The sequence below is a fragment of the Hwanghaeella grinnelliae genome, from assembly GCF_004005845.1.
GTDB classification, from domain to species: Bacteria; Pseudomonadota; Alphaproteobacteria; order UBA8366; family Aestuariispiraceae; genus Hwanghaeella; species Hwanghaeella grinnelliae.
Genome location: NZ_SADE01000002.1, coordinates 648,415 through 674,735, shown reverse-complemented (window position 1 = coordinate 674,735; position 26,321 = coordinate 648,415). Strand labels below are relative to the sequence as shown.

General features: G+C 61.2%; 28 protein-coding genes. 19 read left to right on the top strand and 9 right to left on the bottom strand.

The genetic code is table 11. From position 1 onward, the window contains the following. Window positions 1-121: 121 nt before the first annotated feature. The 3 genes from EOI86_RS13820 to gshB all read left to right on the top strand — a co-directional run bounded on the left by EOI86_RS13820 (window position 122) and on the right by gshB (window position 2,653). On the top strand, window positions 122-736 hold the full coding sequence (locus tag EOI86_RS13820; protein ID WP_161973831.1) for a BON domain-containing protein: 615 nt from the start codon (window positions 122-124) through the stop codon (window positions 734-736). Then, entirely contained in the window at window positions 726-1,592 is an 867-nt protein-coding gene (locus EOI86_RS13815) for a SirB1 family protein (RefSeq protein WP_127765764.1), read from the top strand. The genes EOI86_RS13820 and EOI86_RS13815 overlap by 11 nt, the downstream gene beginning before the upstream one ends. A gap of 122 nt (window positions 1,593-1,714) precedes the next feature. After that, window positions 1,715-2,653 (top strand): glutathione synthase, encoded by a 939-nt coding sequence (gene gshB / locus EOI86_RS13810; RefSeq protein ID WP_127765763.1) that lies wholly within the window; start codon window positions 1,715-1,717, stop codon window positions 2,651-2,653. Window positions 2,654-2,728: 75 nt separating this feature from the next. On the opposite strand, the gene EOI86_RS13805 is transcribed toward gshB, so the two are convergent. Further along, complete coding sequence (locus EOI86_RS13805) at window positions 2,729-3,628, bottom strand: NAD(P)-dependent oxidoreductase (protein ID WP_127765762.1); 900 nt, start codon at window positions 3,626-3,628, stop codon at window positions 2,729-2,731. Window positions 3,629-3,862: 234 nt separating this feature from the next. Here EOI86_RS13805 and EOI86_RS13800 point away from each other — a divergent pair, with 234 nt between their 5' ends. Then, on the top strand, window positions 3,863-4,279 hold the full coding sequence (locus EOI86_RS13800; RefSeq protein WP_127765761.1) for a VOC family protein: 417 nt from the start codon (window positions 3,863-3,865) through the stop codon (window positions 4,277-4,279). A 24-nt stretch (window positions 4,280-4,303) separates the two neighbouring features. Here EOI86_RS13800 and EOI86_RS13795 read toward each other — a convergent pair whose 3' ends face one another. The 4 genes from EOI86_RS13795 to EOI86_RS13780 form a co-directional block, all read right to left on the bottom strand. Beyond that, window positions 4,304-4,960 (bottom strand): spondin domain-containing protein, encoded by a 657-nt coding sequence (locus EOI86_RS13795; RefSeq protein ID WP_205032200.1) that lies wholly within the window; start codon window positions 4,958-4,960, stop codon window positions 4,304-4,306. Between the two features lie 177 nt (window positions 4,961-5,137). Continuing rightward, the gene (locus EOI86_RS13790) at window positions 5,138-5,980 is read right to left on the bottom strand and encodes an ion transporter (protein ID WP_205032199.1); all 843 of its coding nucleotides are present in this window, start codon (window positions 5,978-5,980) and stop codon (window positions 5,138-5,140) included. 119 nt (window positions 5,981-6,099) lie between these two features. Beyond that, a complete protein-coding gene (locus tag EOI86_RS13785) occupies window positions 6,100-7,584 on the bottom strand; it encodes a class I adenylate-forming enzyme family protein (RefSeq protein WP_161973830.1) in 1,485 nt (494 codons plus the stop codon). 102 nt (window positions 7,585-7,686) lie between these two features. Beyond that, window positions 7,687-8,592, bottom strand: a complete 906-nt coding sequence (locus tag EOI86_RS13780) for a polysaccharide deacetylase family protein (RefSeq protein WP_127765757.1) — start codon at window positions 8,590-8,592, stop codon at window positions 7,687-7,689. A gap of 265 nt (window positions 8,593-8,857) precedes the next feature. Between EOI86_RS13780 and EOI86_RS13775 the strand changes: the two genes are divergently transcribed. Beyond that, a complete protein-coding gene (locus tag EOI86_RS13775; protein ID WP_127765756.1) occupies window positions 8,858-10,378 on the top strand; it encodes a YifB family Mg chelatase-like AAA ATPase in 1,521 nt (506 codons plus the stop codon). Between the two features lie 107 nt (window positions 10,379-10,485). Here EOI86_RS13775 and EOI86_RS13770 read toward each other — a convergent pair whose 3' ends face one another. After that, complete coding sequence (locus EOI86_RS13770; protein ID WP_127765755.1) at window positions 10,486-11,787, bottom strand: MFS transporter; 1,302 nt, start codon at window positions 11,785-11,787, stop codon at window positions 10,486-10,488. A gap of 264 nt (window positions 11,788-12,051) precedes the next feature. On the opposite strand from EOI86_RS13770, the gene EOI86_RS13765 reads away from it, so the two are divergent. The 7 genes from EOI86_RS13765 (at window position 12,052) to EOI86_RS13735 (ending at window position 16,256) form a co-directional block, all read left to right on the top strand. Beyond that, window positions 12,052-12,405 carry a CidA/LrgA family protein gene (locus EOI86_RS13765; RefSeq protein WP_127765754.1) on the top strand — a complete coding sequence of 118 codons (354 nt, stop codon included), beginning with the start codon at window positions 12,052-12,054 and terminating at the stop codon, window positions 12,403-12,405. Further along, window positions 12,402-13,121: an LrgB family protein gene (locus EOI86_RS13760; protein ID WP_127765753.1), complete on the top strand. Its 720-nt coding sequence runs from the start codon at window positions 12,402-12,404 to the stop codon at window positions 13,119-13,121. The genes EOI86_RS13765 and EOI86_RS13760 overlap by 4 nt, the downstream gene beginning before the upstream one ends. 140 nt (window positions 13,122-13,261) lie before the next feature. After that, entirely contained in the window at window positions 13,262-13,810 is a 549-nt protein-coding gene (locus tag EOI86_RS13755) for an NADPH-dependent FMN reductase (protein WP_127765752.1), read from the top strand. Beyond that, on the top strand, window positions 13,807-14,196 hold the full coding sequence (locus EOI86_RS24615; protein ID WP_193555787.1) for a hypothetical protein: 390 nt from the start codon (window positions 13,807-13,809) through the stop codon (window positions 14,194-14,196). Before EOI86_RS13755 ends, EOI86_RS24615 begins: the two co-directional genes overlap by 4 nt. Further along, window positions 14,193-15,248, top strand: coding sequence for a Rieske 2Fe-2S domain-containing protein (locus EOI86_RS13745; protein WP_127765751.1), 1,056 nt, complete (start codon window positions 14,193-14,195; stop codon window positions 15,246-15,248). Before EOI86_RS24615 ends, EOI86_RS13745 begins: the two co-directional genes overlap by 4 nt. Further along, window positions 15,245-16,006 (top strand): hypothetical protein, encoded by a 762-nt coding sequence (locus EOI86_RS13740; RefSeq protein WP_205032198.1) that lies wholly within the window; start codon window positions 15,245-15,247, stop codon window positions 16,004-16,006. The genes EOI86_RS13745 and EOI86_RS13740 overlap by 4 nt, the downstream gene beginning before the upstream one ends. 13 nt (window positions 16,007-16,019) lie before the next feature. After that, window positions 16,020-16,256, top strand: coding sequence for a hypothetical protein (locus EOI86_RS13735; protein ID WP_127765750.1), 237 nt, complete (start codon window positions 16,020-16,022; stop codon window positions 16,254-16,256). Window positions 16,257-16,273: 17 nt separating this feature from the next. On the opposite strand, the gene ppk2 is transcribed toward EOI86_RS13735, so the two are convergent. After that, window positions 16,274-17,371: a polyphosphate kinase 2 gene (gene ppk2 / locus EOI86_RS13730; protein WP_127765749.1), complete on the bottom strand. Its 1,098-nt coding sequence runs from the start codon at window positions 17,369-17,371 to the stop codon at window positions 16,274-16,276. 108 nt (window positions 17,372-17,479) lie between these two features. On the opposite strand from ppk2, the gene EOI86_RS13725 reads away from it, so the two are divergent. Then, window positions 17,480-18,385, top strand: a complete 906-nt coding sequence (locus tag EOI86_RS13725) for a fatty acid desaturase family protein (RefSeq protein WP_127765748.1) — start codon at window positions 17,480-17,482, stop codon at window positions 18,383-18,385. A 6-nt stretch (window positions 18,386-18,391) separates the two neighbouring features. On the opposite strand, the gene EOI86_RS13720 is transcribed toward EOI86_RS13725, so the two are convergent. Further along, window positions 18,392-19,243 (bottom strand): sterol desaturase family protein, encoded by an 852-nt coding sequence (locus tag EOI86_RS13720; protein WP_240035671.1) that lies wholly within the window; start codon window positions 19,241-19,243, stop codon window positions 18,392-18,394. A gap of 225 nt (window positions 19,244-19,468) precedes the next feature. On the opposite strand from EOI86_RS13720, the gene EOI86_RS13715 reads away from it, so the two are divergent. Next, complete coding sequence (locus tag EOI86_RS13715; RefSeq protein WP_127765747.1) at window positions 19,469-20,248, top strand: gamma-glutamyl-gamma-aminobutyrate hydrolase family protein; 780 nt, start codon at window positions 19,469-19,471, stop codon at window positions 20,246-20,248. Between the two features lie 75 nt (window positions 20,249-20,323). Further along, window positions 20,324-21,115 (top strand): exodeoxyribonuclease III, encoded by a 792-nt coding sequence (xth, locus tag EOI86_RS13710; RefSeq protein ID WP_127765746.1) that lies wholly within the window; start codon window positions 20,324-20,326, stop codon window positions 21,113-21,115. Between the two features lie 72 nt (window positions 21,116-21,187). On the opposite strand, the gene EOI86_RS13705 is transcribed toward xth, so the two are convergent. Next, window positions 21,188-21,673: a class I SAM-dependent methyltransferase gene (locus tag EOI86_RS13705; protein WP_240035670.1), complete on the bottom strand. Its 486-nt coding sequence runs from the start codon at window positions 21,671-21,673 to the stop codon at window positions 21,188-21,190. 331 nt (window positions 21,674-22,004) lie between these two features. Between EOI86_RS13705 and EOI86_RS13700 the strand changes: the two genes are divergently transcribed. The 4 genes from EOI86_RS13700 to EOI86_RS13685 all read left to right on the top strand — a co-directional run bounded on the left by EOI86_RS13700 (window position 22,005) and on the right by EOI86_RS13685 (window position 26,319). Continuing rightward, on the top strand, window positions 22,005-23,222 hold the full coding sequence (locus EOI86_RS13700; RefSeq protein WP_205032197.1) for a glycosyltransferase family protein: 1,218 nt from the start codon (window positions 22,005-22,007) through the stop codon (window positions 23,220-23,222). Between the two features lie 84 nt (window positions 23,223-23,306). Then, entirely contained in the window at window positions 23,307-24,593 is a 1,287-nt protein-coding gene (locus EOI86_RS13695; protein ID WP_127765744.1) for a glycosyltransferase family 4 protein, read from the top strand. Further along, window positions 24,584-25,738, top strand: a complete 1,155-nt coding sequence (locus tag EOI86_RS13690) for a glycosyltransferase family 4 protein (protein ID WP_127765743.1) — start codon at window positions 24,584-24,586, stop codon at window positions 25,736-25,738. Before EOI86_RS13695 ends, EOI86_RS13690 begins: the two co-directional genes overlap by 10 nt. Then, window positions 25,735-26,319 (top strand): histidine phosphatase family protein, encoded by a 585-nt coding sequence (locus EOI86_RS13685; RefSeq protein WP_127765742.1) that lies wholly within the window; start codon window positions 25,735-25,737, stop codon window positions 26,317-26,319. The genes EOI86_RS13690 and EOI86_RS13685 overlap by 4 nt, the downstream gene beginning before the upstream one ends. The last annotated feature ends 2 nt before the right edge of the window (window positions 26,320-26,321 follow it).

The following is a 26,321-nucleotide window of genomic DNA, read 5'->3' as shown; positions in this document are numbered from 1 at the left end:
CCTTGTGGCCGCCCTTTTTGCTTGTTGCGGAGAATACCGGTTCGCGTGAAACCCTTGAAACCTTCGGGGACTCAGGCTCCTAATGGCGCATTGTTCGACATTCATTTTCCGGACCCACGCAATGCGACACTCATCTTCCTGTCTGGTTCTCGCCGCTGTCCTGGCGCTGCCCCTGTCATTGGCCGGCTGCACACCGGTGGGCGTCGCTGTCGGCGCCGGCGCAACCGTCGGCTCCGTCGCGCTTGAGGAACGGGGCTTCGAGCAGGGTGTGAAAGACCGCGTGACAGAAGCCGCGATTTCCAAAAGCCTGTTTGATTACAACCTGGACGCTTTCGCCGATGTCGGCGTAGAGGTGGTCGAGGGCCGTGTGCTGTTGACCGGCCGTGTCGACAAGCCGGAACACCGGGTGGAGGCCGTGCGCTTCGCCTGGCAGGAAGAAGAGGTCGTCGAGGTCATCAACGAAATCCGCGTCGGCACCTCCGACGACGCCTTGGCCGACAGGGGCAAGGATGCCTGGATCGCCACCCAGTTGCGCACCAAAATAACGCTCGATTCCCAGGTGAAGGCCGTGAACTATTCCGCCGAAGTGGTTGACGGCACCATCTATCTGTTCGGCATCGCGCAGAATGAGAGCGAATTGAAGCGCGTGGTCGCCCATGCCCGCACGATTGAAAACGTCCGGCGCATCGTCCCAGACTATGTCCGCATGAAAGACGATCCTTCCCGTGCCGGGTGACGCGCCGAGCAACCGGAAGCCGAGTGACCCGAAGGCCGTCCTTCGCCATCTTCGACCCGATGCGGACGGCCGCCTGCCGATCGCGCAGGCAGCGCTCGCCGCTGCGTTGCTGGACCCGGTAACCGTCAAGGCGGCCGACCATCCGGATGAAGCGTTGAGCCATTTGGATGCCCTGGCCGCCGATGCCGCTGCCCTGCTGGAGGAAGACGAGGACGATGTCGAGGCCGTTGCCGCGGCCCTTAATCACGCGATCCTCGACAAGTCCGGCTATGCTGGCGATTCCGAGTCCTATGAGGATATTCAGAACGCCAATCTGTTCCGGGTGATCGAACGGCGCCGCGGCCTGCCGGTGACGCTGGGGATCATCTATATGCATGTCGGACGGGCGCTGGGCTATCGGGTCGACGGCCTCGCCTTTCCCGGCCATTTCCTGATCCGTCTGGATACGCCGGGCGGGCGCGCGATCCTGGATCCGTTTTTCGGCGGCATTCAGCGGGACGCGGCGGCACTGCGCGACCTTTTGAAAACCGTTCGGGGCCAGGATGCCGAGCTGGACCCCGCCGACTATGAACCGGTGCCGGACATGGATGTGCTGAACCGGGTGCAGAACAATATCAAGCTGCGCCTGGTGCAGGCGGACAAGAAGCAGGAAGCCGCCACCGTTTGCGAAACCATGTTGATGTATAATCCGCGCGATGCGGTGCTTTGGCGGGAAGCGGGTTTGCTGCATGCGGATGCCAGCAACATGCGCGCGGCCTTGGCGGCATTGACCAATTACGTCGATATCGTTCCTGAAAGCTCGGAACGCCGGCAGATCGTGGCCCTGATGCGGGAATTGCGCCTGAAACTGAACTGACCTCGACCCCGGCATGATGCGAATTGGCATGGGTCTTTTGCCTTAGGCCCACTGGACCCGTGAGGCACGGGGCGCTACATCACCCGGTAACCAAACGTATTTCCTGGTGGGAGCGCCCGTTCATGTCCCTTTCCGTCGCCATCCAAATGGATCCGATCGACGCCATCGACATCGATGGCGACAGCACCTTCGCCCTGGCGCTTGAAGCCACGAAGCGCGGGCATACGCTGTACCACTATCTGCCGCGCGATTTGAGCCTGAAGCAGAACCAGGTCATCGCCCATACACGCCCGCTGGAGGTGCGCCGCAAGAAGGGCGACCATTTCACGCTGGGCGAACAGGCGGCGATGAACCTGGCCGATATGGACGTCGTCCTGATGCGCCAGGACCCGCCTTTCGACATGTCCTACATCACCGCGACCCATATCCTGGAGCATATCCACCCCAAGACCCTGGTGGTGAACGACCCCTTCTATGTGCGCAACGCGCCCGAGAAACTTCTGGTCACCCACTTTCCGGACCTGATGCCGCCGACGCTGATCACCAGCAACAAGGACGACATTCTGGCATTCCGGGCCGAGCATAAGGACATCATCGTCAAACCGCTTTACGGCAACGGCGGCGCCGGCGTCTTTCACTTGAAGCCGGGGGACGAGAACCTTCACAGTCTGCTGGAGCTGTTCACCCAGCTTTTCCGCGAACCGGTCATCGCGCAACGCTATATGCCGGAGGTCCGCAAGGGCGACAAACGCATCATCCTGGTGGACGGGAAAGCGGCGGGGGCGGTCAACCGTGTGCCGGCGGAGGGCGAGTCCCGGTCGAACATGCATGTCGGCGGGCGGCCGGAAAAGATCGGCATGACCAAGCGGGAATTGGAAATCTGCGAGGCCATCGGCCCGACCCTGAAGGAACAGGGGTTGATCTTCGTCGGCATCGACGTGATCGGCGACTACCTGACCGAAATCAACGTCACCAGCCCCACCGGCCTGCAGGAAATCGGCCGGTTCGACGGCGTTAGCCTGGAAGCCGAAATCTGGGACGCCATCGAAAACCGGCTCTAGAACAAGAATTCAAGACTGGAAAAAGAACGGCCGGGCGTTTGCCCGGCCGCTTTCGTTTGGCAACATGGCCTGGGCTTAAAGCCGTGCCTTCTCGACACCCGCCAATTCGCAGCAGTAATCCGCAAGGCCTGAGAAATCCTTGCCGCCCCAGCCGGATGCGCGGGCGCTGGAAAGCGCTTCGCGGGCCGCTGCCGCGACCGGCATCGGGACCTTCGCCTTGTTTGCGGACTCGACGATCAAGGTCAGGTCCTTATGCGCCAGATCGATTTGGAAGCCGGGTTCGATATCGCCCTGGAAGACCTTGGTCGCGTAATTCATTTTCAGCTGGCCGTTGGTCGCGCTGGTGCCGTGGATGACATCCAGCGTGGTGGCCAGGTCCAGGCCGAAGGCCTTGGTCAACGCCATCGCTTCCGCGTTCATCCAGCAGGACGTAATGGCCAGGAAGTTGTTGATCAGCTTCGCGCGGGTGCCAGACCCCGGCCCGCCGCAATGCAGGATGGTCGTGCCCATGGCTTCCAGCATCGGCTTCACGCGGTCGAAGATTTCTTTTTCCGCGCCGACCATGAACAGGCTTTCGCCCGCATCCGCGTGGCTGGCCAGACGCCCGATCGGCGCATCGACGAAATGAACGCCCTTTTCCTTGCAGGCCGCCGCGACCTTATCCGTCACTTCCGGCAGGATGGTTGAGAGGTCCATCATGATCGAGCCAGGTTCCAGATTGTCGAGGATGCCGCCCGCACCGAGCACGACGGCGTCCACTTCCGCCGGCCCGGGCAGGACGGTGATGCAGCAGCCGGCGCCCTTGGCCGCTTCCGGTGCGGAACCGACCTGTTCGCAGGTGTTGAATTCGGTGAAAGGCTGCTGCTGTTCGGGCCGTGTATCGAACACGTTCAGGGCGAAACCCTTGCGCGCCATGTTCAGCGCCATCGGCTGACCCATCCGGCCCAAGCCCACAAATCCGATCCGGTCCGACATGTTCATTCACTCCCTTGGAAAAGGCCGGCCCGTTCATCGTCCGGCGAATTGATCTTGCGGGAGAGTAGCGCGCCCGCCACCGGGCAGGCCAGCGTGAACCGTGGGATAAGCAAGGCCGATCCGTGTGGGGTCTTTTGCCGCCCCTTCACAGATTGCAAAAGGCATCAAGAATCCGCTTGCATCGGAAATCCTTAAATGGAACATAACAAGAACAATTGAGAGAGAGGCATCCCCATGAAACCCCGTATCAGCATGGTCTCGCTTGGCGTCAAGGACGTCGCCGCTTCCGCCGCCTTCTATCGTGAAGGGCTCGGCTTGCCGCAGATCGAGTCGCCCCCGCAAGTGGCCTTCTTCAAGCTGGAAGGCGCCTGGCTGGGCCTGTGCGAGCGCGCGGCGCTGGCGAAGGATGCCGGTGTCTCCGCCCAAGGCCAGGGCTATACGGCGATCAATCTGTGCCACAACGTCGTCTCGGAACGGGACGTCCGCCGTTTGATGGAGGAGGCCGTGAATGCCGGCGCGAAGGAGGTTAAAAAACCCCAACCTGCCCATTGGGGCGGCTACCACGGCTATTTCGCCGATCCCGACGGTCATTTATGGGAGGTTTGCTACAACCCCTTCATGTGGGTCGGCCCGCCGGACACACGGACCTGATTCCAAGCACAGGTTTGGCGGCGGTCACCTTACCCGTACGAACACGACCGTGCCGATCGGCAGCAGCCCTGCCGGGTGGAGGAAATAGGGCGTGGCGGCAAGGCGCACGCTCTCCTTCACCGGAAGGGGGTCGTCCGGCGACGTGAAGGTCTGGCCCCCATCCACGCCGGCATCCCAGACCCAAAGCGGCAGGGTCAACGACTCCAGCCATGGTCCATCTGGATTGAGCACGATGCCCGATGCGCCGGTAATCCAGTCGGGGCTGGGCGCCACCATCGTGGCGAAAGAAAACCGGTTATGCGCAGAGGTCAGGGTCGCGGTCATTTGCACCACCCCCGCGCCGGCTTTCAAGGCGTCGGCTTCAACGACCGAGCCGATCCGTTTGCGCCGGGTCATTTCGCCCAATTCCGCCTTCAGGATCGAGACGCGGCCATTCGTGGCAACAAGGCCCAAACCGGTCGATGCGGTCTGCCCGTCGGCAAACAGGGTAAAGCGTTCATTATGGGTCATGCCGATGAAACGGGAAAAATGCGGGTCTTCCGGGAAACCGACGGGAAACGCCGCTTCCGTCCAATTCAAGGTCACGGTCACATGGTAATCGGCACTATCCTGCGCCGTTGCAACTGCCATCGGCGCAATTGAAAAAAAGGCGAGTGCGGCGAACCGGATGAGTTTTTCCATCGTCATTGGGCACCTTCAGGTGGTTATTCGGGGCCGCAATTCGGAATCACCGGGTATCGGCCAACCCACGGTCATACGCCTGTCCGAGGTATCGCCAGTATAGGCGGAAAATCGATCCCTCACATTCACAAGCGCGTTCGGGGCTATGCGGAATTCGGTCGACGCGGGGTGAGACGCTTAGGACTGCCGGTCCCGTTGGGCCAGCAAGCGCTTGATATCCGCGATTTCCGTCATCAAGCCGTCGAGCCGTTTTTCCAGCGCAACGGAATCCGCATGCATCGCCCGTGTCTGCGCATCCATCTGGGCGTCGAGTTGGGCGTCCAATTCCTTCTGCTCGGCCAGATGTTGGGACTGCATAGCGTCGACGATGATGCCGATGAACAGGTTCAGGACCGTGAAACTGGTGACCAGGATGAAGGGGATGAAGAAAATCCAGGCATGCGGAAACTGTTCCAGGACCGGCCGCGCGATGCCCATCGACCAGCTTTCCAGGGTCATCACCTGGAACAACGTATACATGGACGCCCCGATGGTGCCGAACCATTCCGGGAAGGCAGCACCGAAGATCTTGGTGGAAATGACCGACCCCACATAGAAGATCAGCAGGATCAAAAGCCCCACCGACCCGATCCCCGGGATGGCGAGCAGCAGCGCCTGAACCACCCGGCGCATGGACGGCACGACCGACAGCAGCCGGAACGCCCGCAGCACACGGAGGGACCGAAGAACGGCGAGCGGTCCCGAGGCCGGGATAAGGGCGATCCCGACAATGACGAAGTCGAATATGTTCCACCCGTCCAGGAAGAACCGTGCCCGCCGGTAAATCAGCTTGCCCAGGATCTCGAAAACGAAGACGGCCAACACCGCCTTGTCGAAAAGGTGCAGCCAGTCGCCGGCCACGGCCATGACGCCCGGCATCGTTTCGAGGCCGAGCGTAACGGCGTTCGTAATGATCAGGACCATGACGAAGCCCTGGAACCGACGGCCTTCGACAAATTTTCCCAGTTTTTCTTGGAGCATGAACATGGCGGCCGGCGGCAATTGGTGGGGCTATGGATCGGACGGGTCGGCGCTGCAGGAAGTAGTTGCCGTATCCCCGCTTTGCAAGTCGGTCCCGGCCGTACGCCATTATTTCCCGGCTAGTCGGACGCGTTGCCGGTCAATGCCTGCTGCAACTGCCAGCCCAGTTTGGCGCGCTGCACGGTACCATCCGTCCCGCGGGGTATTTTCCGCGCTTCGATGACGGTGATGCGGTCGACACCCGGCGGCAATAGGGATTGCGCTTCCTGCCGGATCCGGGCCGTGTCCTCCGGACTCTCCGTCAGGACCAGCAGGGTCAGCGCCACGTCCGGTCCGCCGCCGGCCAACAGGCAGATGTCCTTCGCCGGCAAGGCGTCTATCAACGCCTTCTCCAATACATTCAACGAGTATTTTGTGCCGTCGATCTCCAGAAAGTCTTCGATGCGGCCCGCCAAGGTCAAACGGTGACGGTCATAGAGCACGCCGATATCACCGGGATAAAACCAGCCGTCGCGGAACATACGGGCTGTGGTTTCAGGATCGCCCAAATAGCCGTCGACGACACCGGCGCTCTTCACCCTGATTTGCCCTTGGGAGCCGAAACAGGCATTGCCGTCGGCGCCCACCGCCTCGACCTCGACGCCGGGGAAGGCGGCGCCCACCCCATCGTCATCCATGCTGCAGATGCCGCCGGCCTCGTTGGTTCCATAGCTTTCGGAAATTTCATCGACCAGAATTTGCCGCGCTCGGGCCCGGACCTGCTTGGCCGCGGGCGCGCCAATCGTGAAGACCTGGCGCAATCGCGGTTTCAGATGCTCCTCCCCCTGCGCGGCGAGAAGCTGTTCCAGTTGATTGGGCATGAAGGTCGCATGGGTGATTCCATAACGCCCTATGTCCTGGGCAAGCTCGTTCGGATTCCCGCAGACGCAGGTGCCGCCCATGCGGATACAGCTTGTGGCGTGAACATGGAAAGCCTGGATGCCGAAACCGGCCGTCAAAAGATAACGCGCGTTCCGGTCCATTGTCGTCCTGAAGCGGAACTGGCGCAGCCAGAAATCATGCACCCTGCCGGTATGGACCATCAGTTGAAGCATGCCCATGGTCCCATAGCTTTTCACAATCCGCGCCGGTGCATCCGCGCCGAGCCGGACGGAAGGGGATATGTCCACAACTGCCCGCTGCGCGACGGCCGAGAGCCATTCCTGGTCAGTGACATGAACCTTGGGGGCTTGTTCCGTATATCCAGGTTCATTCGCTGCTTCGAAAGCTTCGCTGTTCAAGGCCGAGGAACAAATGACCCGGTCCATCAACCTGAAATGCCGCCCCAGGGCATCGACTTCCGATTGATTGAAAGACAGGGTCCCGGCGCCCAGAACCTCGCAGGCCAACAACATCACCCAATGGCGATAAAACCCCGTGATTTCGATGGCGACCATGTCGCCCGGCCCGATGCCGAAATCCGCCAAGGCCCCCGCCATCTTCCCGATATCCCGGTAGAAGTCGCGATAGGATACCCCGCGCCCCCCTTCGATGATGGCCGGATGCCCCGGCGCCGTTGCGGCGTGATAGCCGATATAGCTAACGGTCGACGGATAATCGGTCACCTTGCTCCCCTTAACAACGCCGGACGATAGCGCCGGTTTTCGGTGCCCTATGGATGGGATCAGCTTAGCCCCTAACCCGCGGGGTCAACAACGCATCCATCGTCAAGTCCTTGGGTCCGGGTGGCGCTGCTGCCAATGGCGGGCGATGTCGTCCCGCCGCGCGATCCAGACATGGTCCTGTTTCATCATGTGGTCCAGGATACGGTGTAGGGCGCCAATGCGGCCAGGCCGCCCCAACAACCGCGCGTGCAGACCCACCGTAATCATCTTCGGCCGGTCGCCGCCTTCGGCATACAGCTGGTCAAATGTGTCGCGCAGATAGATGAAGAATTCCTCACCCAGCACATAGCCGCCGCCGTCACGGCCGAACCGGCTGTCATTGGTGTCCAGCGCGTAAGGCACCAGCAGCAAGCCCGGATGATCGGGCGACCAATAGGGCAAGTCGTCATTATTGACGTCGGAACTGTATAGAAATCCGGCTTCCCGGACGAGCGCGCGGGTGTTCATCGACGGCATCCCGGCATAATAGCCAAGCGGCGCCGCGCCGGTCAGGTCCCGGACCTGGGTGATCGACTTCGCGATCATCGCGGCTTCCTCCGCACGGGATAGTTTCGCATAGTCGATCCACCGCCAACCGTGCGGGTGCAGGTCGAACCCCGCGTCCATCATCGCCGAGAGGGCCCTTGGGTTCACCTCACCCGCGCGACCGACCAGGTTTACCGTCGCGTTCAAACCCCGATCCGTGAAGGCACGCAGCAGCCGCCAATAGCCAACCCGCGATCCATATTCGTATGAGCTTTCGATATTGAGGTCGCGGCCACCATCGACCGGCGGGACCGCCACATCGGAAATCCTGGTTTCGGAATGCGCGTCGCCTTCGAGAACCGAGAGCTCCCCCCCTTCCTCATAGTTGATACAGAAATTGACCGCGATGCGCGCCCCTTCCGGCCAATCCGCAAAGGGCGCCGCGTCGGCATAGCCGAGAAAGTCGCGCGTTGGTCCGTTCATGACCACGCCGCGCGGTTGAGGACAGCGCCTTGGCCGGGAACGATGGCGCTGCGGCAGGCGGCATGGGAATCTGGCGATGGAAATTCGGTCACGATGGCTCCCTTCGAATGCCGGGCAGTAGCGTCGTTTTCAGAAGACTATCCCCAAGGCCGTCCCGTGGAAACAACGCACCGTAGGGGACCACATCCGCAATAGGCGGTATTTCCCGCGTGCCTTATAAGGCGAACCGGGTATAGTTTTCGCAACCATAGGACGGAGTGGTGGTTTGGTTGCGCATGTGACGACGGTCGCCTTTCAGGGGGTTGAGACGCGGCCCGTCGATGTTCAGGTTCAGTTGTCGAACGGATTGCCGTCCTTCGCGATTGTCGGCCTGCCGGACAAGGCGGTGGCCGAAAGCAAGGAACGGGTGCGGTCTGCCCTGACGGCCATCGGCCTTGCCTTGCCGCCCAAACGCATCACCATCAACCTGTCACCCGCCGATTTGCAGAAGGAAGGCAGCCACTACGACCTGCCCATCGCATTGGGCCTGATGCTGGCGCTGGAGGTTATTCCCAGCGACGCCCTGGACGGTTTCGTCGTCTTGGGCGAATTGGGGTTGGATTCCCGTCTTGCCCCGGTCAGCGGCGTGCTGCCCGCCGCGATGGCGGCGATGGAACAGGACAAGGGCCTAGTCTGTCCCGCGCCCTGTGGGTCGGAAGCGGTTTGGGCAGGCGACCTGGAAGTCTTGGCGCCCGCCGATCTGTTGACCCTGGTGAACCATTTCAAGGGCCGGGTCGCCCTCGCGCGGCCGGAAGGAATTGTCGCCGCCGATGAATTGGCCGGTCCCGACCTGAAGGATATCAAAGGTCAGGAAGCGGCCAAACGGGCGCTGGAGATCGCGGCGGCCGGCGGCCATAACCTTTTGATGGTCGGCCCGCCGGGCGCGGGCAAAAGCATGTTGGCCGAACGGCTTCCCGGCATCCTTCCCCCGCTTCAGCCGAAGGAAGCGTTGGAACTCTCCCTCGTCCAAAGCGTCGCGGGCATATTGATGGAACAGGGCCTCGCCACGCGCCGGCCGTTTCGCAACCCGCACCATACGGTCAGCACCCCCGCGCTTGTCGGCGGCGGCCAGCGCGCCCGGCCGGGGGAGATCAGCCTGGCCCACAATGGTGTGCTGTTTCTGGACGAATTGCCTGAGTTCAATCGTCAAAGTTTGGAATCCTTGCGGCAACCGTTGGAGACGGCGAAGTCCGTCGTTGCCCGCGCCAATGCGCATGTGACCTATCCGGCACGCATCCAACTGGTGGCCGCGATGAACCCCTGCCGCTGCGGCCATCTGGACGACCCGGACATGGCCTGCAGCCGCGCGCCGCGCTGTGCCTTGGACTACCAAGCCAAGATCTCAGGACCGCTTTTCGACCGGATCGATATTCATGTGGATGTGCCGGCCGTGAACCCGATGGACCTTTCCCTGCCGCCGCCGGCGGAAGGATCGGCGGAGGTCGCCGCCCGCATCCGCGCCGCCCGTGACATCCAGACCGCGCGTTACGCCGATGTGAAAGCATCCAAACCAATCCGCACCAACGCCGATGTCGACGGCACCTTGTTGGAAGAGGTCGCCGCGCCGGACGATCCCGGCCGGGCCCTGCTGGCCGACGCCACGACAAAACTGAAACTCACCGCACGGGGCTACCATCGCGTCCTGCGCGTCGCCCGCACCATCGCCGATATGGAAGGCGCACCCCAAGTCCGCCGCCAGCACATCGCCGAAGCCCTCGCCTACCGGCGCGTCAGGCCGAGTGGCTAGGTTTCGTCCACAGCCTTCAAATTCCGTCGAAGCGTTTTCGATCTTGTGGCCACTGTCACGCGGAATAATCGTGACAGGGTGACCCGCTCGAACTGAACACCCGAAAATCAAGGTTTGTCGCCGGCGTCCTCCTCGGCGTCCTTCTCTGCTTCTGCTTCAGCCTCGCGCTCGGCCTCGGCGTTTTCGGCGGCCCAGGCGCCGGCGGCCTCAACCGCGACCGGCGACGCCGTGGGCAGGACGCTGAGGTAACTTTCGGTCTCTTCCACCGAGACCGCCGCGCGTTGCGACATGCGATAGAGGGCATAGAGCGCGATGACGCCGAACATCGCGCCGAGCACCAGCCAGAATGCGAAGGGTCCAAGGCTTTCCATTGCCCCACCCGTGGCAAGCGGCCCCAAAATGGCGCCCAAGCCGAAAATGAAAATCAGCCCACCGGAGGCAGCCGGCATATCCTCAACCGACAGGTAGTCATTGGTATAGGCCAGGAACAGAGCGTAAAGCGGTGTCGTCACCCCGCCGGCCAGGAAGGCCGCGGCCATCATGAACTCAAGCCGTCCGTCAGCAAGCCAGCCCAAAGTGCAGGAAACAGCACCAAGCAGAGCCGCGCCGAAGATCAGTTTCCGACGATCCACACGGTCCGAAAGCCAACCGATCGGGTATTGCAGCAACAGCGCGCCGCCGAAAAGCATCGCAATGAACAAGGCGATCTGCGATGCCGTCAGTCCAATTTGAGATCCGTAAACAGCGCCCATGCCCGATTGCGCCGCGTACACGCCGCCAAGGACGAATATCCCGATGGTCCCGAGCGGCGAGAGCGAGAAAAGCTTCCGCAGGGACATGGGGCGGACAACGTCGGTGGCCGGCGCGCGGCTGGCGGAAAGCAGGATCGGGGCAAAGGATACCGACACAAGGATCGACGCGCCGATGAAAAGAACGGACGTCCCGGCATCGCCCAGCGTCAGCAGACCTTGCGCCCCGATAATGCCCAGCGTCTGGGCGATCATGTAGGCCGACAGAACCTTCCCGCGCGACTCATTGGTGGCGGCATCGTTCAGCCAGCTTTCCGCCGCGACATAAATGCCCGACATGCAAAAGCCCACCAGCAGGCGCAGGATTGTCCAGGCCCAGGGTTCGGTCACCAGCGGAAAAGCGATCAACCCCGCCGACATGAAACTGCCCAATGCCGCGAAAACGCGCACATGCCCGACGCGCTGGATCAGTTTCGGCGTATACCGTGCGCCCGACAGGAAACCCATGAAATAGCCGGAAGTGACGATGGCCAATTCCGATGCCGAGAATCCCTCGATCCCGCCGCGCAGACCGATCAGGGTGAAGTGCATGCCGTTGCCCAACATGATCAACACGATTCCGGTAAGAAGCGCCCAGATGCTGCCCAGCACTTGAATCATTACCCGTCCTTTCAAGACATGAAGGGTCCTCGCGGTGCCCGTCGAGTCGCACGGACCATGCCGTCTCAGCCCTCGTCTGAGCGCCACGTGCGCGTCCGTTTACGACACGTCGCAATATTCAACCCAAGGCTTGTCCATATGGCAGGCCGACCAACCCGCCGCAAAACATCCCCTTTCCATTGCGTCCGGGTTCTCTTCCGCCATACTGAACTCTAACAGCAAAATCCATCCGGCGGCCACGCGCCGAACTGGTGAGGAAACCTCATGCCCTTAGGCTTCATAACCCTACTCCTCGTCTGTCAGCTTGCCGGCGAAGTAATAAGGCTGGCGCTGGACCTGCCCGTGCCGGGGCCTGTGATCGGGATGGCATTGTTGTTCGGCGGGTTGGTCATCAAAGGATCGGTTCCGGACGGGTTGGCTTCGGCATCTTCCGGCTTGCTGCAACACTTGGCGTTGTTGTTCGTGCCGGCGGGCGTCGGGGTTATTACCCATATCGGGTTATTGCAAGCGGAATGGCGACCCGTCGCCGCGGCGTTGGTCGGTAGCACCTTGGCCGCGATTGTCGTCACCGCCCTGGTCCTGCACTGGTTGATGCCGAAAAGCGACGGCACCAAATGACCGACACCGCGCGTGACATTTGGGTCTATCTGTCGGCCAGTCCGCTGGCCGGGCTGACCTTCACCCTTGTCGCCTATCAAGTGGGCCTGTGGATACACGGGAAATGCAAACGCCACCCACTGGTGAACCCGGTGCTGATCGCGGTCGCGCTGCTGTCGACCTTGTTGATCCTGACCGATACGGAATACGGCACCTATTTCGAGGGCGCGCAGTTTGTTCATTTCTTGCTGGGCCCCGCCACGGTGGCGCTTGCCGTGCCGCTCTATCGACAATTCGCCCATGTGCGCCGGTCCGCGGCCGCGCTGGCGGTGGCCCTGGTGGTGGGGTCGCTGACCGCGGCGGGATCGGCGGTGGGCATCGCCTGGCTGCTGGACGGGTCGACGGCGCTGCTTGTCTCGCTGGCCCCGAAATCGGCGACCGCGCCCATCGCCATGGCAATTGCGGAGGATATGGGCGGGCTGCCGACGCTGACCGCCGTGCTGGTCATGTTGACCGGCATCATCGGGGCGGCGTTCGGGACCGGCGTGCTGAACTTGATCCGCGTCCACGATCCGCGCGTGCAGGGTTTCGCGCTCGGCCTCGCCTCCCACGGGATCGGCACGGCGCGCGCGGTGCAATTGGGGGAAACCGCGGCTGCTTTCTCAGGCCTTGCCATGGGGCTGAACGGTTTGGCGACCGCCGTGCTGCTGCCGCTGATCGCCACCTTTTTGTTATAGGGCCTTTCCAGGGTCACGTGGACTTCACGCCCCTGGGACCGGACGTTACTGGCGCAAAATGCGGTATGGGTATATGAAGCCGGACGCGGTTTCCAACTGGGTCGCGATTTAATGAGCTTTGATTGGAAGGTCGTCATCAAATGAAAATCCTAGGGATTTCCGGGTCGCTGCGCCGTGCTTCGTTCAATACCGCGCTGATCCGACTGGCCTTCCAAAAACTGTCCGGGCCCGACTTCAATGCCGCGTGCACCTTGGCCGATATTCGCCTGCCGTTGTTCGATGAGGATCTTGAGGCAGAAGGCACCCCGCCCGGCGTTACCGTGCTGGTGGACCAGATCCGCGCGGCCGACGGCGTGCTGATCTCAACCCCCGAATACAACAAGAACCTGCCGGGCGGCTTGAAGAACGCTCTCGATTGGATCAGCCGGGACGAAAACCAACCCCTGAATGAAAAGCCCGTCGTCATCATGTCGGCGGCGGCCGGGCGCGCCGGCGGCGAGCGGTCGCAGTATTCACTGCGCCATTGCCTGACCCCTTTCAATCCACGGATCATGCAATTGCCCGAACTGATGGTCGCCCAAGCGAGCAAGGCTTTCGACGAGGCAGGCAATCTTGTGGATGAACGGACCGACAAGGCGCTCAACCGCCATGTCGCTGCGCTGGTTGCCTTGGTCAAAGAGGCAAAATGAACGCGGCCGAAACCGCCCAGTTCCTTATTGCCGCGGCACAGCTTTGGCTCGGCGCGGGCGCTGTTATCGCAATCGCTTTTCTGCTTTTCGGATTGGACCGTGTAGAGCCGAACGCCAGGGGCGGCTATGTTTTCCGCGTGCTCATCGCACCGGGTCTTGTCCTGCTTTGGCCCATCGTCCTTTGGCGTTGGCGATTGGCCGCGTCGGGTCGCGAGGCCTGGCGCAACCGCCACACCCCGCAGCGCAAGGCGATCGGCCGGCTGGGTTTCGGTCTGGCCGCCTGCATCGCGGCGATCCTTCTGACCGCCCTTATGGTTCGACCGGATGGATCGACCCCGCCGCCCCCTGAAAAACTGAGCCTTGCCGATATACGGGGCTGGTCATGAGCGTCCGCTACATCCCCGTCCAGTGGAACCGAAACAAATGGTTCTATGACGGTGTCTTGCTGGCGGCCGCCATCCTGTATATCGCGCTTTTCCTCTATGTCGCGCCGCCGCTTGCCGACCATGCGAGGCCGGTCGACGCACCGATTTGGCGGGCGCGCGCCTTCGGGACCTGCGCCTATCTGATGCTGACGGTCATCCTGCTGATCGGCCCCCTCGCCCGATTGGATTCGCGGTTCCTACCGCTCTTGTACAACCGGCGGCATTTTGGAGTTCTGACCTTTTTCATCGCAATCGGTCATGCATTGTTCGTTCTGGATTGGTACTTTGCCTTCAGCCGCACGCCGATGCTGGAAGCCCTGCTGAGTTCCAACACCGCCTTCGGCCATGTGGTCGGATTTCCGTTCGAGGCTTTGGGCATCCTCGCGCTTCTGGTCATGGCGGTCATGGCCTTCACCAGTCATGACTTCTGGCTCAGTTTTCTGGGACCCAAACTGTGGAAGCGGCTGCACCTGCTGGTCTATGCGGGCTACCTGGCGGCGACCGGGCATCTGGCCTTCGGCGCCTGGTTGGATCAGGCAACGGTTGGGCTGACCCTGCTTCTTTTCGGCGGCGCGGGGGCGGTGGCGGTGCTGCACGTCCTGGCGGCTGTGAAGGAAAGGCGGATGACATCGACAGCCTCACCCGATGACGACTGGGTCCCCGTCTGCCCGCCGATGGAAATCCCCGACAAACGCGGACGGATCGTCGTGCTGTCACCGGACGAACGCGTCGCGGTCTTCCGCAACGGCGATACCCTGGCCGCGGTCGCCAATGCCTGCGCCCACCAGAACGGACCGCTCGGCGAAGGCAAGATTGTCGGCGGCTGCATCACCTGCCCCTGGCACGGTTTCGGCTACCGGATGGAGGATGGGCGCTCCCCGCCGCCCTTTACCGAAATGATCCCGACCTATCGGCTACGCCTGACGGACGGCATGCTGTTCATTCATGGGAAAGCGAATCCGCCCGGCACCTATCAGGAACCCGTTCGGTTGATGGAAGGGGGAATGACATGACATCGGCACAACCCTTCTTCGTCGGCTGGGCGGCAAAGATCCCGAAACCCCTGCGGGCTTTCTTGGCTGCGGTTTGCGTGATTATGACTGTCGGTTTCGCTGGCGCTGCCGTGCTGGTCGGTGCGACGCAGGCAGATCCCGACGGCGGTCGTTTCCGTTTCGATATCGGCCCCCAGAATCTTGAAGGCACGGTGATCGGCGGGGCCTATCCGGCGCTATGGGTCACCAAGGGGACAGAGGCGATTCCGGCCGGAAAGGTCATTCTGCTGAACGGCAACGGCAAGACCGGCGTGCAAGATCGTGTGCAACCCCTGGCGGGCAAAGCGGTCGCGGTGCGCGGCATTCTGATGGAGCGCGGCTCGCTCCGCATGCTGCAATTGGGCAACGGCAAACAGGGCCTGGCCGCGATTGAGGGCGACGCCGCGGCAATCCCGCAAGCCGAACCGTTAGGCCGTTGGCGCCTGTCCGGCGAAATCTGCGACGGGCGATGCGCGGCCGGTGCGATGCGACCGGGCACCGGCCTTGCCCACAAGGCCTGCGCAAATCTGTGTATCGCGGGCGGACAGCCGCCGGTCTTCGTCTCCGCCGCGCCGGTGGAAGGGGAGAGCTTCTTTCTGATGACCGGACCGGCTGGAGAAGCCTTGTCGCCGGAAATCCTGCGGCACACTGCGGAACCGGTCACCCTGGACGGTGCGCTGACCCGCATCGGCAATTTGACGGTGTTGGCGGTCGACGCCACCGGCCTTCGCAGGCGGTGAAGGAAAAGGCCAGATGACGACATTCCGCCACATTCTGGGCCTGTCCGTCGCCGTTCTGCTGGGCGCGGCGCTTTGGGCGGCCTGGACCTATTTCCCCGATTTCACCGGGTGGAAACCAATCCGCCCCTATCGCGGCTATCTGGTCGAATGGCGGTTGCCGATCTTCGCCGTCGGTGGATTCCTGATCCTGACACTTGCGGAATGGCTCTACGGATTGGCTTTCCACCGCCAAGATCACGACGAACCCTGACCGTCCGGCCGCACGGGTTAATCGCCTTGCAGGCTTGCCCCCAGGATGTGCTCACTTTTACCGATCACATGATGGGTGGAGCCGACGATCAACGGGTCCGGTCCATGAACCACATGCTCGTTCTTTCCGGGATAGGACAATGTGGAGAGGAAATGCTGCATGCAGTTCAAGCGCGCGCGTTTCTTGTCGGATGACTTTACGATGGTCCACGGCGCGTCCGCCGTATCCGTATAGAAGAACATCGCTTCCTTCGCCTCGGTATAGTCTTCCCACTTTTCCAGCGAGGCGATGTCGATCGGCGATAGCTTCCACTGTTTCAACGGGTCTTTCTTGCGCTGGGCGAAGCGGCGTTTCTGTTCGTCCTGGGTGACCGAGAACCAGTATTTGTAAAGCCGGATGCCCGACCGCGTCCACATCCGCTCAAGCTCAGGCACCTGTCGCATGAATTCCAGATAGTCGTTGCCGTTGCAGAAGCCCATGACGCGCTCGACCCCTGCCCGGTTGTACCAGGACCGGTCGAACATCACGATTTCACCCGCCGTCGGCAAATGCTCGACATAGCGCTGGAAATACCACTGGCCCTGTTCCTGGTTGGTGGGTTTTTCCAATGCGACGACACGCGCACCGCGGGGGTTCAAGTGTTCCATAAAGCGTTTGATGGTGCCGCCCTTGCCGGCCGCGTCGCGCCCTTCGAACAGGATGACAATTTTCTGTCCCGTCTCTTTCACCCAGCGCTGGACCTTCAGCAATTCGACCTGAAGGTCGGCCTTGTGCTGTTCATAGACCTGCCGCTTGATCTTTGTGTGATACGGATATTCGCCATTCTCGAAGAGGCGGCGAATGGTTTCGGGATCGTGCCGCATCTCAGCCAGGTGGTGCAGTTGCTCACCGCCATCATGCTGCGGTGCCCCGGCTCGATCCGTTTTGCCGGGTTCAACGCCCACGGGCTTGGCCTTACCCGTTTTGGCAACACGGGTTTTTGCGGTTTTCGGCTTCGCTGATTTCGCCTTTGCCTGGGTCGGCGTTTTCGCTGCCGGTTTCACCGCAGCCTGTTCAGCCTGCGCATCCAACACCGCGCCAACATCCGACGGTGCTTGCTTTGTATCTGTGCTCATCGCTTTTCCCCACACTAATATGCAAAGCAAAACAAAAAGTTAGAACGACGTCATTGATCCTGATCAACTAAAACGGTTTAAAGAATTCAGGCCCGCCAAAGGAACCTTATGGATCACCGCGCCTTTATCCGCTCGTTGCCGCCGCAACAACGCGCCGACCTGACCCGGAAGTCGGATCGGGAAGGATTGCTGCATTTGGCGGGACATTGGGGATTGATCCTGTTGCTCGGCGGGTTGATCGCCGCACGGGTTCCCTGTTGGCCCGCGCTGATGCTGCCCCAGGGTATTCTGCTGGTCTTCCTCTTCACCCTGCTGCACGAGACATCGCACCGCACCGTGTTCGCGACGGCGTGGCTGAACAAGGCGGTCGCCTGGATTTGCGGATTCCTGATCATCCTGCCGCCCGACTGGTTCCGGCATTTCCACTTCGAACACCATCGCTACACCCAGGATCCAGAGAAAGACCCCGAACTTCAATCGCCCAAACCGCAGACCCTTGGCCAATATTTGGTCCATATCACCGGACTGCCCGTGTGGTTCAGCCATTTGAAAACCTTGGCGCGCAATGCTTGTGGTCGAGCGTGCGACGGGGATGCCGGGCATTTCATTCCGACACCGGAACGGAAAAAGATTGCTTGGGAGGCGCGGGTCATGGTGATGCTTTATGGCCTGCTCGCCGCGGCATCGCTGGCCACCGGATCGACCGTCTTGATTTTCGTTTGGCTGGTGCCGCTTCTGCTCGGCCAGCCGTTTCTAAGGCTTTATCTGCTTGCCGAGCATGGCGGCTGCCCCTATTCGCCGAACATGCTGGAAAACAGCCGGACGACACGGACGACCTGGTTTGTCCGCAAACTGGCCTGGAACATGCCCTATCATGCGGAACACCATTCCTTCCCCGGCGTGCCGTTTCACCGTCTTCCGCAGCTTCACGCCTTGATCAAAGAGCATCTGAAAGTGACGGAAGACGGCTATTTCCGTTTCCATCGGGAATTCACCAAGGGGCTCGTCCGATAGGGCGGCCTATCGCGGCCTTTGGATCGGCGCCAGCAGCAGACCGACGAGCGACTTATCGACCGTCTCGCCTTCAAGCCCGATCGGCATCTCGGCCCAGCGGGCGGTTTTCGAACGGGACCCGAACACCCTGTCCCAGAAACTGAACAGCGTGCCGTAGTTCGAATCCGTGTCCTTGCGGACCGCATGGTGATGCACCCAATGAATGCCCGGCGTGATGATGACCATGCTGAGCGCGCGCTCCACACCCGCCGGCAGGCGCGCATTCGAATGATGGAATATGGAACAGAGCAGCACCACCGCTTCGAACACCAGAACAGAGGTCAGAGGAATATCCAACAGCCCCACATAAAGCCCGCGCGTCACGGCGGAGAGAACGACCTCACCGAAATGAAACCGCACCGCGCTCGTCGTATCCAGATGCCGGTCGAAATGATGAACCTGATGAAAACGCCACAGGAAGGGAAGAACGTGGTTGGCCCGGTGCCAAACGTAGATGAAGAGGTCGAGCAACAGGATATCAAGCGCCAAACCGGCCCAGCCGCCATAGGCCTGCCCAACCCAATCGGGACGCCAATCGGGGCCATAAGCCGCCATGACGGTACTGATCGGAATAACGATCGCCGGGGACAAAAGCGTGTTGATGGCGAAGAGCGCACCGTTCCTGAACCAACGGTTAAACCGCCCCATTCGCTTGTCATCCTCGGACGTTGCCGCCGCGCCGACCGATGAGGATTGGGATGGCGATTGAACCCATTCCCGAGCCGCCGGGCGGAACCGTTCCAGTGCGAACCAGACCAGGAACCATGCCCCGACGACAGCGCCCTTGAGCAGCACGATGGTTTCAATCGTTGCGTCCACGTGATCGTAAAACCCTGTTTCCTGAGCCGTCGATTTACTATCGGATCGAACTGCTCAATTTTTCGTTCGGCGACAATACACCGCAATTTCCGGGGTGCCCTCTTCGGCGGCTTCCGCTACAAATTCCGGAAGCCGGATCGCACCCTGCCCTCGTTGGCCTAAGCCATCGGCACGGGTTTTGCCAGACGCGCCGGCGACAAGACATATCAGATATAGGTGAACGCCATGCAAAGCGCACTGATCGGTGTTTCAGGCTGCGCCATCGAAGACGAAGGCAACCGCTTCTACGTGAAGGTCGGCGACAAATATGTGAACGCCATCGCCAATGCCGCGCAGGCGACGCCGATGATCGTTCCGCCGCTGGGCGATGTGTTGGACCTGGACATGTTGCTGGACCGGCTGGACGGATTGTTCCTGACTGGCAGTCCGTCGAATGTGGAGCCGCATCACTACGAAGGCCCGTCTTTCCGCGAAGGCGTAAAGCGCGACCCGCGCCGCGACAGCACCACCCTGCCGCTGATCAAAAAGGCGATTGAACGCGGCATGCCGCTTTTCGCCGTTTGCCGGGGTCACCAGGAACTGAATGTCGCACTGGGCGGCACCTTGCATCAGCATGTTCAGGAACTGCCGGGCAAGCGCGATCACCGGGTGAACAACGATCTGGATTATTCCGGGCAATACGACGTCGCCCATTCGATTTCGATCCGTGCGGACGGGCCGCTGGCGGATTTGGCCGGCGGCGCGACCGAGGCGGACGTGAATTCCCTGCATTCCCAGGCCATCGACCGCCTGGCCCCCGATCTTGTTGTCGAAGCGGAGAGCCCCGACGGCATTATCGAGGCCGTCTCGATGCCGTCCGCCAAGGGCTTCCTGCTCAGCGTTCAATGGCATCCGGAACACCCCGTCGCCCTGACCTGGCCGTTGAGCAAGGCAATGTTCGGCGCCTTTGGGGACGCCGCCCGGGCCTATGCCGCGAAACGCGTGTCGCGGGGTGCGGCGGCCTGAACGACCTCGTTCCGTCAACGGGGTCTCCCCTTCACTTTCTGAACCGGCTTTTTCTTACCTGGAAGGATTTCCGCAATGCGTCTGGCTACCTGGAATATCAACTCCGTCCGACTTCGCATGCCCATTGTCGCGCAGTTCACGGAGAGCCATAAGCCGGATGTGCTGTGCCTGCAGGAAACCAAGGTCGAGGATTCGAAATTCCCGCTGGAGGACATCAAAGCGCTGGGCTACGAGCATGTCATCTTTCGCGGCATGAAAGGGTATAACGGCGTCGCCATCCTGTCCCGCCTGCCGCTTACCGACACGGGCAGCCGCGATTGGGCGGGCAAGGAGGATTGCCGGCATGTGGCGGTCGATGTCGACGGTAAGTTCGAGCTGCACAATTTCTACATTCCCGCCGGCGGCGACGAACCGAACCCGGAGGTGAACGAGAAGTTCGATCACAAACTGCGTTTCCTCGATGAAATGCGCGATTGGTTCAAGTCCGACCGAAAGGCGACCAAGCCGATGGTGCTGGTCGGCGATCTGAATATCGCGCCCTTGGAAAACGACGTCTGGTCGCACAAACAACTTCTTAAGGTCGTCAGCCACACGCCGATTGAGGTCGAGAAACTGACGGCTTTTCAAAACGGCTTGAAATGGGTGGACGCGGTTCGCGCCCAAATTCCGGAACCGGAAAAGCTGTATAGCTGGTGGAGCTACCGGTCCCGCGACTGGCAGGCCGCGAATAAGGGCCGCCGCCTGGACCATGTCTGGGTAACGGCGCCATTGGCCGGCGCGGTCACCGGCGTTGATATCGTCAAGGACGCGCGCGGTTGGGAAAAGCCGTCCGACCACGTGCCCGTCATTGTCGATTTCAACCTCTGACCGTCCACCACCTTTGGGCCGAGTGCGGCACAGGCCGCGGAATCAGGAAAAGGCCGGACGTTTCGGATTATTCTATCGGCCGCGATACGTCTGGAAGAAATATCGCCCCTTTTGCACGCCTGCGGGCAGAGAAATGTCTTCCGCATCGGCCAGGGATATCTTTTGGTCACTGACGACAACCGCCCCTGGTTTCAGGACCCGGGGCAACACATCGGCCATCATCTCCGCCATCCTGGCATCCCATTCCGCATTGCCCGTGCCGATATCGCTATGCACCAAAATGGCGGGCTGCGGCAGGTCTTCCGCCGCCCTCGCCAGGGTATCGGGAAGATCGCCGAGGAAAAGGTGATCCTCGTCCGGCGTGCTGTCGGGGTGGGATGCCACCTGCCGGTCGAAGACGAAAATCTCGCGATCCGGCATAATTTCACGCAGGTGATCGAAAGTCCGACCGTTGCCGAGGCCGACCTCCAAAACCACGCCATCCTGCCCATCAATCAACTGGGCGGCATAGTCCAAGCAGGCGCGCTGGGCAGTCACGCGGCGGATGAATGAATCCAATCGGGACAATGCTTTTCCTTGTTCGTGCGGTCAGAGGCGATTTCCCTACCCCTTTATGTGTGCGGGCGCCCCGCAAAACCAACCGCTACGGTCACACTTTATCGCGAACCGGCAAAAAATGACGCGATTTCCGGGTTTGGATGCCTATCAGCGGTCTTCACGGCGATTTGGACATGCCGGGCTGAGTCGGAAATCCATTGTGACGGTAGGACTTTTCCATGTAATAGTTCGAATCGGGGAGTTCAATTGTCCCGGGATTCGTTCGCGGGGGGGCGCAAACCGGCAATTGGCGGACGAAAAGAAACCGCTGCCGCGAGGAAGGTGCACGAGGATGAGCCGGGGCCACCATAAACGCGTGCTGATGTACAGCCACGACACCTTCGGGCTTGGTCACCTGAGGCGCGTGCGGGCGATTGCGCATGCCTTGGTTGAAGAATCCAAGGATGTATCCGTCCTGATCCTGACCGGGTCTTCCATCATCGGCAGTTTCGATTTCCGCACCCGTGTGGACTTCGTTCGTGTGCCCGGCGTCATCAAACTGCGCAATGGCGAGTACACGCCGTTGAAGCTGCATATGAATATCGCGGACACATTGGCGATCCGGGAATCGATCATCCGCCATACCGCCGAAACCTTCGATCCGGACCTTTTCATCGTCGACAAGGAACCGTTGGGGCTGCATGGCGAAGTGGAATCCACGCTGCAAGACCTGAACGAAAAGGGCATTCCCTGCGTTCTGGGTCTGCGCGATGTAATGGATGAGCCGGCCCTGCTGGAACCGGAATGGAAGCGCAAGCGCGCCATCCCGGCCCTGTCGCAATATTACGACGAGCTTTGGGTCTATGGCCTGCCGCAATTCTGCGACCCGCTTGAAGGCTTGGAAATCCCGCAATCGGTCCGTCGCAAGATGGTCTATACCGGCTACCTGCAGCGCAGCGAACCGGCCGATCTTCCAACTTCCGCCTTCGCGACCTCGAAAATCAACAAGCCCTATATCATGGTAACGCCCGGCGGTGGCGGCGATGGAGAGGAACTGGTCGACTGGGTCCTTCAGGCATACGAAACCGATCGCAAGCTGCCTTATCCGGCGCTGGTGGTGCTTGGTCCGTTCATGTCGACCGAAAGCCAGGCCGCGTTCAAAGGCCGCGCGGAAAAATTGGACGATGTGGAAATCATCACCTTCGACGCCCATTTGGAACAATTGATCGTCGACGCGGTCGGCATGGTCGCGATGGGTGGATACAACACCTTCTGTGAAATCCTGTCCTTCGACAAACCGGCGGTCATCGTGCCGCGCCGTTATCCTCGGCGCGAGCAATATATCCGCGCCAAACGGGCGCAGGAATTGGGCCTGCTGAATATGCTGGACCCGGAAGAGACCAAACTGCCAAAGGACATGGCGACGGCGTTGCGTCATCTGCCGCAGCAAAACCCCCCTTCGGAAGTGATCATCCCCGGTTTGTTGGACGGGTTGGAAAGCGTGAATATCCTGGCCGCGCGTCTGGCCGCGCGCCCCCGGAACAAGGTTCGCGTCGCCAGTTCCAAATAACCGCGCGGCCTTTCGAGATATGCCGGATCGACGGCTGGTCAGAAAACATGCAATAGGGATGCGGCCGAGGGTCGATGAGGTTCCATGACGACGGCGTTCGTCCTTAAAGGTTATCCACGGCTATCGGAAACGTTCATCGCACAGGAAATTCTGGCGTTGGAACGTCGCGGCCTGGACATTCATATCGTATCCCTACGCCACCCGACTGATCGCCATACCCATCCGGTGCACGCGGAAATATCGGCGCCCGTCCTCTATCTGCCGGAATATCTATACCAGGAACCCAAGCGGGTGCTCTGCGCCTGGTGGAAGATCCGCAAGCGGAAAGGCTATGCGGAAGCCCGGAAGGTTTGGCTCAAGGATCTGATGCGGGACCGAACGCCAAACCGAATCCGCCGCTTCGGACAGGCCCTGGTCCTTGCCGCGGAATTGGAAGGCCGGATAGACCGCCTGCATTTTCATTTCCTGCACACACCGGCCTCGGTCACCCGATATGCGGCGATGATGCTGGGTCTGCCCTGGAGCGGGTCTGCCCATGCCAAGGATATCTGGACCATTTCCGATTGGGAAAAGCGGGAAAAACTGGCGGCAATGGATTGGCTTTCGACCTGCACCGGGGTCGGTGCGGACCATCTACGTGATTTGGCCGAACCTAATCCTGAAAAGGTGTGTTTAGACTATCATGGCTTGGATTTGGCCCGTTTTCCCCATACGGAAACGGACAGACCCCGACGCGACGGTTCGGACCCATCCGACCCCGTGCGGTTGATTTCAGTGGGCCGGGCCGTTGCCAAGAAAGGGTATCCCGACCTTCTCACCGCCTTGTCGAAAATACCACAAAACCTGCAATGGCGATTGACCCATATCGGCGGCGGCGCAGAACGCGAGGCGCTGAAACGTCAGGCCGAAGAAATTGGTATTGCCGATCGTGTGGAATGGCTGGGTGCGCAGCCGCAACAGACGGTGCTGAACCGCTTGCGTCAGTCCGACCTGTTCGTGCTGGCAAGCAAGATCGCAGATGACGGTGACCGCGACGGCCTGCCTAATGTTCTGATGGAAGCCCAAAGCCAGGGCCTCGCCGTATTATCGACGGCGGTATCCGCTGTGCCGGAATTGATCCTGGATGGCGAAACCGGCGCACTGGTGCAGCCGGGCGATGTTCCCGCGCTGACCGCCGCCTTGGCGCAGCTGATCGCGGATCCGGACCTGCGCGACCAATATGGCGCGGCGGGTGAAGCCCGTGTGCGCACGGCATTCGACGCGGCTGTCTGCATCACCGGCATGGCCCAGCGGTTCGGCTTGCCGGAAGACCCGAAAGGTTCGGGCAAGCGAAACCCGTCCGAAAGCGATAAAGCGGCCGCATGTGGATAGAATTCTATGCGCCGATGAAGGCCCCCACTCATCCCGTGCCGTCAGGCGACCGGCGCATGGCGCGACTGTTGATGCAGGTCCTGGCGCAAGGCGGGCACAAGGTGACATTGGCGTCGAGCACACGGTGCTGGGAAGGCAAGGGCGATGCGGCGGCGCAAGCCGCCATCTGGGAGCGCGCCGCTTTGGAACGGTCCGATCTTGCATCCTGGTACGAACGCCATGGCGCGCCGGACCTGTGGTTCACCTATCACCTTTACCACAAGGCGCCTGACCTGATCGGCCCGGATCTGTGCGACATGTTCGCCATACCGTATTGCGTCGCGGAGCCAAGCTTCGCCCCGAAACAGGAAGAAGGTCCCTGGGCGACGGGACACGCGGCGGTTCGGAAAGCTTTGGCGCGTGCCGATGCCGCGTTTTTTCTTAATCCCACAGATCGGGATTGCGTAATCCCTTTGCTTTCAACCCGGTGCCAAGCCGTCGACCTTCCCCCCTTTGTCGACACCGCGCCCTATTCCGCCGCTGCCGCCGCCCGGGAAGAGACGCGTGCCAGGATCGCCAAGGCCCATGGCTTGGACATGGACAGGCCCTGGTTGCTTGCGGCCGCCATGATGCGGCAGGACGTGAAGAAGGAATCCTACCGGCTTTTGGCCGACGCTCTAGGCCGGGTGGATACCCCGGACTGGTCCCTGGTCGTCGTCGGGGATGGTCCCGCCCGGGAAGAGGTGGAGGCAATGTTCACTGGTATTCCAAAATCGGATTTCGGGCAGACGGCTTTTCTGGGCTCTCTCTCCGCCGAGGACCTCGCGCGGGTTCAAGCGGCGTGCGATCTTGCCGTCTGGCCCAGCCTGAACGAAGCTTTCGGTCTTGGCGTGCTGGAAGCGCAGGCGGCCGGCCTGCCCGTCGTGTCCGGTGGTAATCCGGGCGTCGCCAATATGATCATCGACGGCAGGACCGGACTTCTGACCGAAATGGGCGACGCCAAAGCATTTGCCGAGGCGGTGGCCTACTACCTTCGAAATCCGGAGGCACGCCGTATGATGGGATTGGCGGCTGCCGCGAATGTGAGTTGCCGGCATGACATGAACCATGCGCAGCGGGTTCTTTTCAGTATAATAAATACAATAATGGAGGAGTATCGCCGATGACGCAGCTCGCCATAATTCGGCACGGCCCAACCGACTGGAACGCGGAAGGGCGGTTCCAGGGCCGCGCCGACAGGTTCCTGAGCGAGGAAGGACGGCTGGACGTTGCCAGTTGGCGTCTTCCCGATGACGTCAAGACATGGCGGGTGCTTGCCAGCCCCCTGTCCCGCGCGCGGAAAACGGCCATGTTGCTGACCGGGCGGGAGCCGGATATCGACCCGCGTTTGATCGAAATGGATTTCGGCGAATGGGAAGGCGAACAACTGGCGGAACTGCGCGAACGCCTTGGCGAAGAAATGCGCGTGAACGAAGCACGCGGGTTGGACTTCACGCCACCCGGCGGGGAAAGCCCGCGCATGGTGATGGACCGGCTACGCCCGCTTCTGGCCGAGCTTGCGGAACAGAATGAGCCTTGTCTTGTCATTGCCCATAAGGCCGTCATTCGGGCGCTTTATGCGATGGCAACTGGATGGGACATGACGGCGGACGCGCCGGAAAAGCTGAAGAATGCCTGTTTGCATCGCTTCGATCTGTCGGCGGACGGCTCCGTCAGTGTGATATCCTTGAACGAAGCGCTGACCTGACC

What these genes read in the sequence shown, in the direction of transcription:
- EOI86_RS13820 (WP_161973831.1), top strand. Translation starts at nt 122, where the DNA reads ATGCGACACTCATCTTCCTGTCTGGTTCTCGCCGCTGTCCTGGCGCTG.
- gshB (WP_127765763.1), top strand. Translation starts at nt 1,715, where the DNA reads ATGTCCCTTTCCGTCGCCATCCAAATGGATCCGATCGACGCCATCGAC.
- EOI86_RS13805 (WP_127765762.1), bottom strand. Translation starts at nt 3,628, where the DNA reads ATGTCGGACCGGATCGGATTTGTGGGCTTGGGCCGGATGGGTCAGCCG.
- EOI86_RS13800 (WP_127765761.1), top strand. Translation starts at nt 3,863, where the DNA reads ATGAAACCCCGTATCAGCATGGTCTCGCTTGGCGTCAAGGACGTCGCC.
- EOI86_RS13795 (WP_205032200.1), bottom strand. Translation starts at nt 4,960, where the DNA reads ATGGAAAAACTCATCCGGTTCGCCGCACTCGCCTTTTTTTCAATTGCG.
- EOI86_RS13790 (WP_205032199.1), bottom strand. Translation starts at nt 5,980, where the DNA reads ATGCTCCAAGAAAAACTGGGAAAATTTGTCGAAGGCCGTCGGTTCCAG.
- EOI86_RS13780 (WP_127765757.1), bottom strand. Translation starts at nt 8,592, where the DNA reads ATGAACGGACCAACGCGCGACTTTCTCGGCTATGCCGACGCGGCGCCC.
- EOI86_RS13770 (WP_127765755.1), bottom strand. Translation starts at nt 11,787, where the DNA reads ATGATTCAAGTGCTGGGCAGCATCTGGGCGCTTCTTACCGGAATCGTG.
- EOI86_RS13765 (WP_127765754.1), top strand. Translation starts at nt 12,052, where the DNA reads ATGCCCTTAGGCTTCATAACCCTACTCCTCGTCTGTCAGCTTGCCGGC.
- EOI86_RS13760 (WP_127765753.1), top strand. Translation starts at nt 12,402, where the DNA reads ATGACCGACACCGCGCGTGACATTTGGGTCTATCTGTCGGCCAGTCCG.
- EOI86_RS13755 (WP_127765752.1), top strand. Translation starts at nt 13,262, where the DNA reads ATGAAAATCCTAGGGATTTCCGGGTCGCTGCGCCGTGCTTCGTTCAAT.
- EOI86_RS24615 (WP_193555787.1), top strand. Translation starts at nt 13,807, where the DNA reads ATGAACGCGGCCGAAACCGCCCAGTTCCTTATTGCCGCGGCACAGCTT.
- EOI86_RS13745 (WP_127765751.1), top strand. Translation starts at nt 14,193, where the DNA reads ATGAGCGTCCGCTACATCCCCGTCCAGTGGAACCGAAACAAATGGTTC.
- EOI86_RS13740 (WP_205032198.1), top strand. Translation starts at nt 15,245, where the DNA reads ATGACATCGGCACAACCCTTCTTCGTCGGCTGGGCGGCAAAGATCCCG.
- EOI86_RS13735 (WP_127765750.1), top strand. Translation starts at nt 16,020, where the DNA reads ATGACGACATTCCGCCACATTCTGGGCCTGTCCGTCGCCGTTCTGCTG.
- ppk2 (WP_127765749.1), bottom strand. Translation starts at nt 17,371, where the DNA reads ATGAGCACAGATACAAAGCAAGCACCGTCGGATGTTGGCGCGGTGTTG.
- EOI86_RS13725 (WP_127765748.1), top strand. Translation starts at nt 17,480, where the DNA reads ATGGATCACCGCGCCTTTATCCGCTCGTTGCCGCCGCAACAACGCGCC.
- EOI86_RS13715 (WP_127765747.1), top strand. Translation starts at nt 19,469, where the DNA reads ATGCAAAGCGCACTGATCGGTGTTTCAGGCTGCGCCATCGAAGACGAA.
- xth (WP_127765746.1), top strand. Translation starts at nt 20,324, where the DNA reads ATGCGTCTGGCTACCTGGAATATCAACTCCGTCCGACTTCGCATGCCC.
- EOI86_RS13700 (WP_205032197.1), top strand. Translation starts at nt 22,005, where the DNA reads ATGAGCCGGGGCCACCATAAACGCGTGCTGATGTACAGCCACGACACC.
- EOI86_RS13695 (WP_127765744.1), top strand. Translation starts at nt 23,307, where the DNA reads ATGACGACGGCGTTCGTCCTTAAAGGTTATCCACGGCTATCGGAAACG.
- EOI86_RS13690 (WP_127765743.1), top strand. Translation starts at nt 24,584, where the DNA reads ATGTGGATAGAATTCTATGCGCCGATGAAGGCCCCCACTCATCCCGTG.
- EOI86_RS13685 (WP_127765742.1), top strand. Translation starts at nt 25,735, where the DNA reads ATGACGCAGCTCGCCATAATTCGGCACGGCCCAACCGACTGGAACGCG.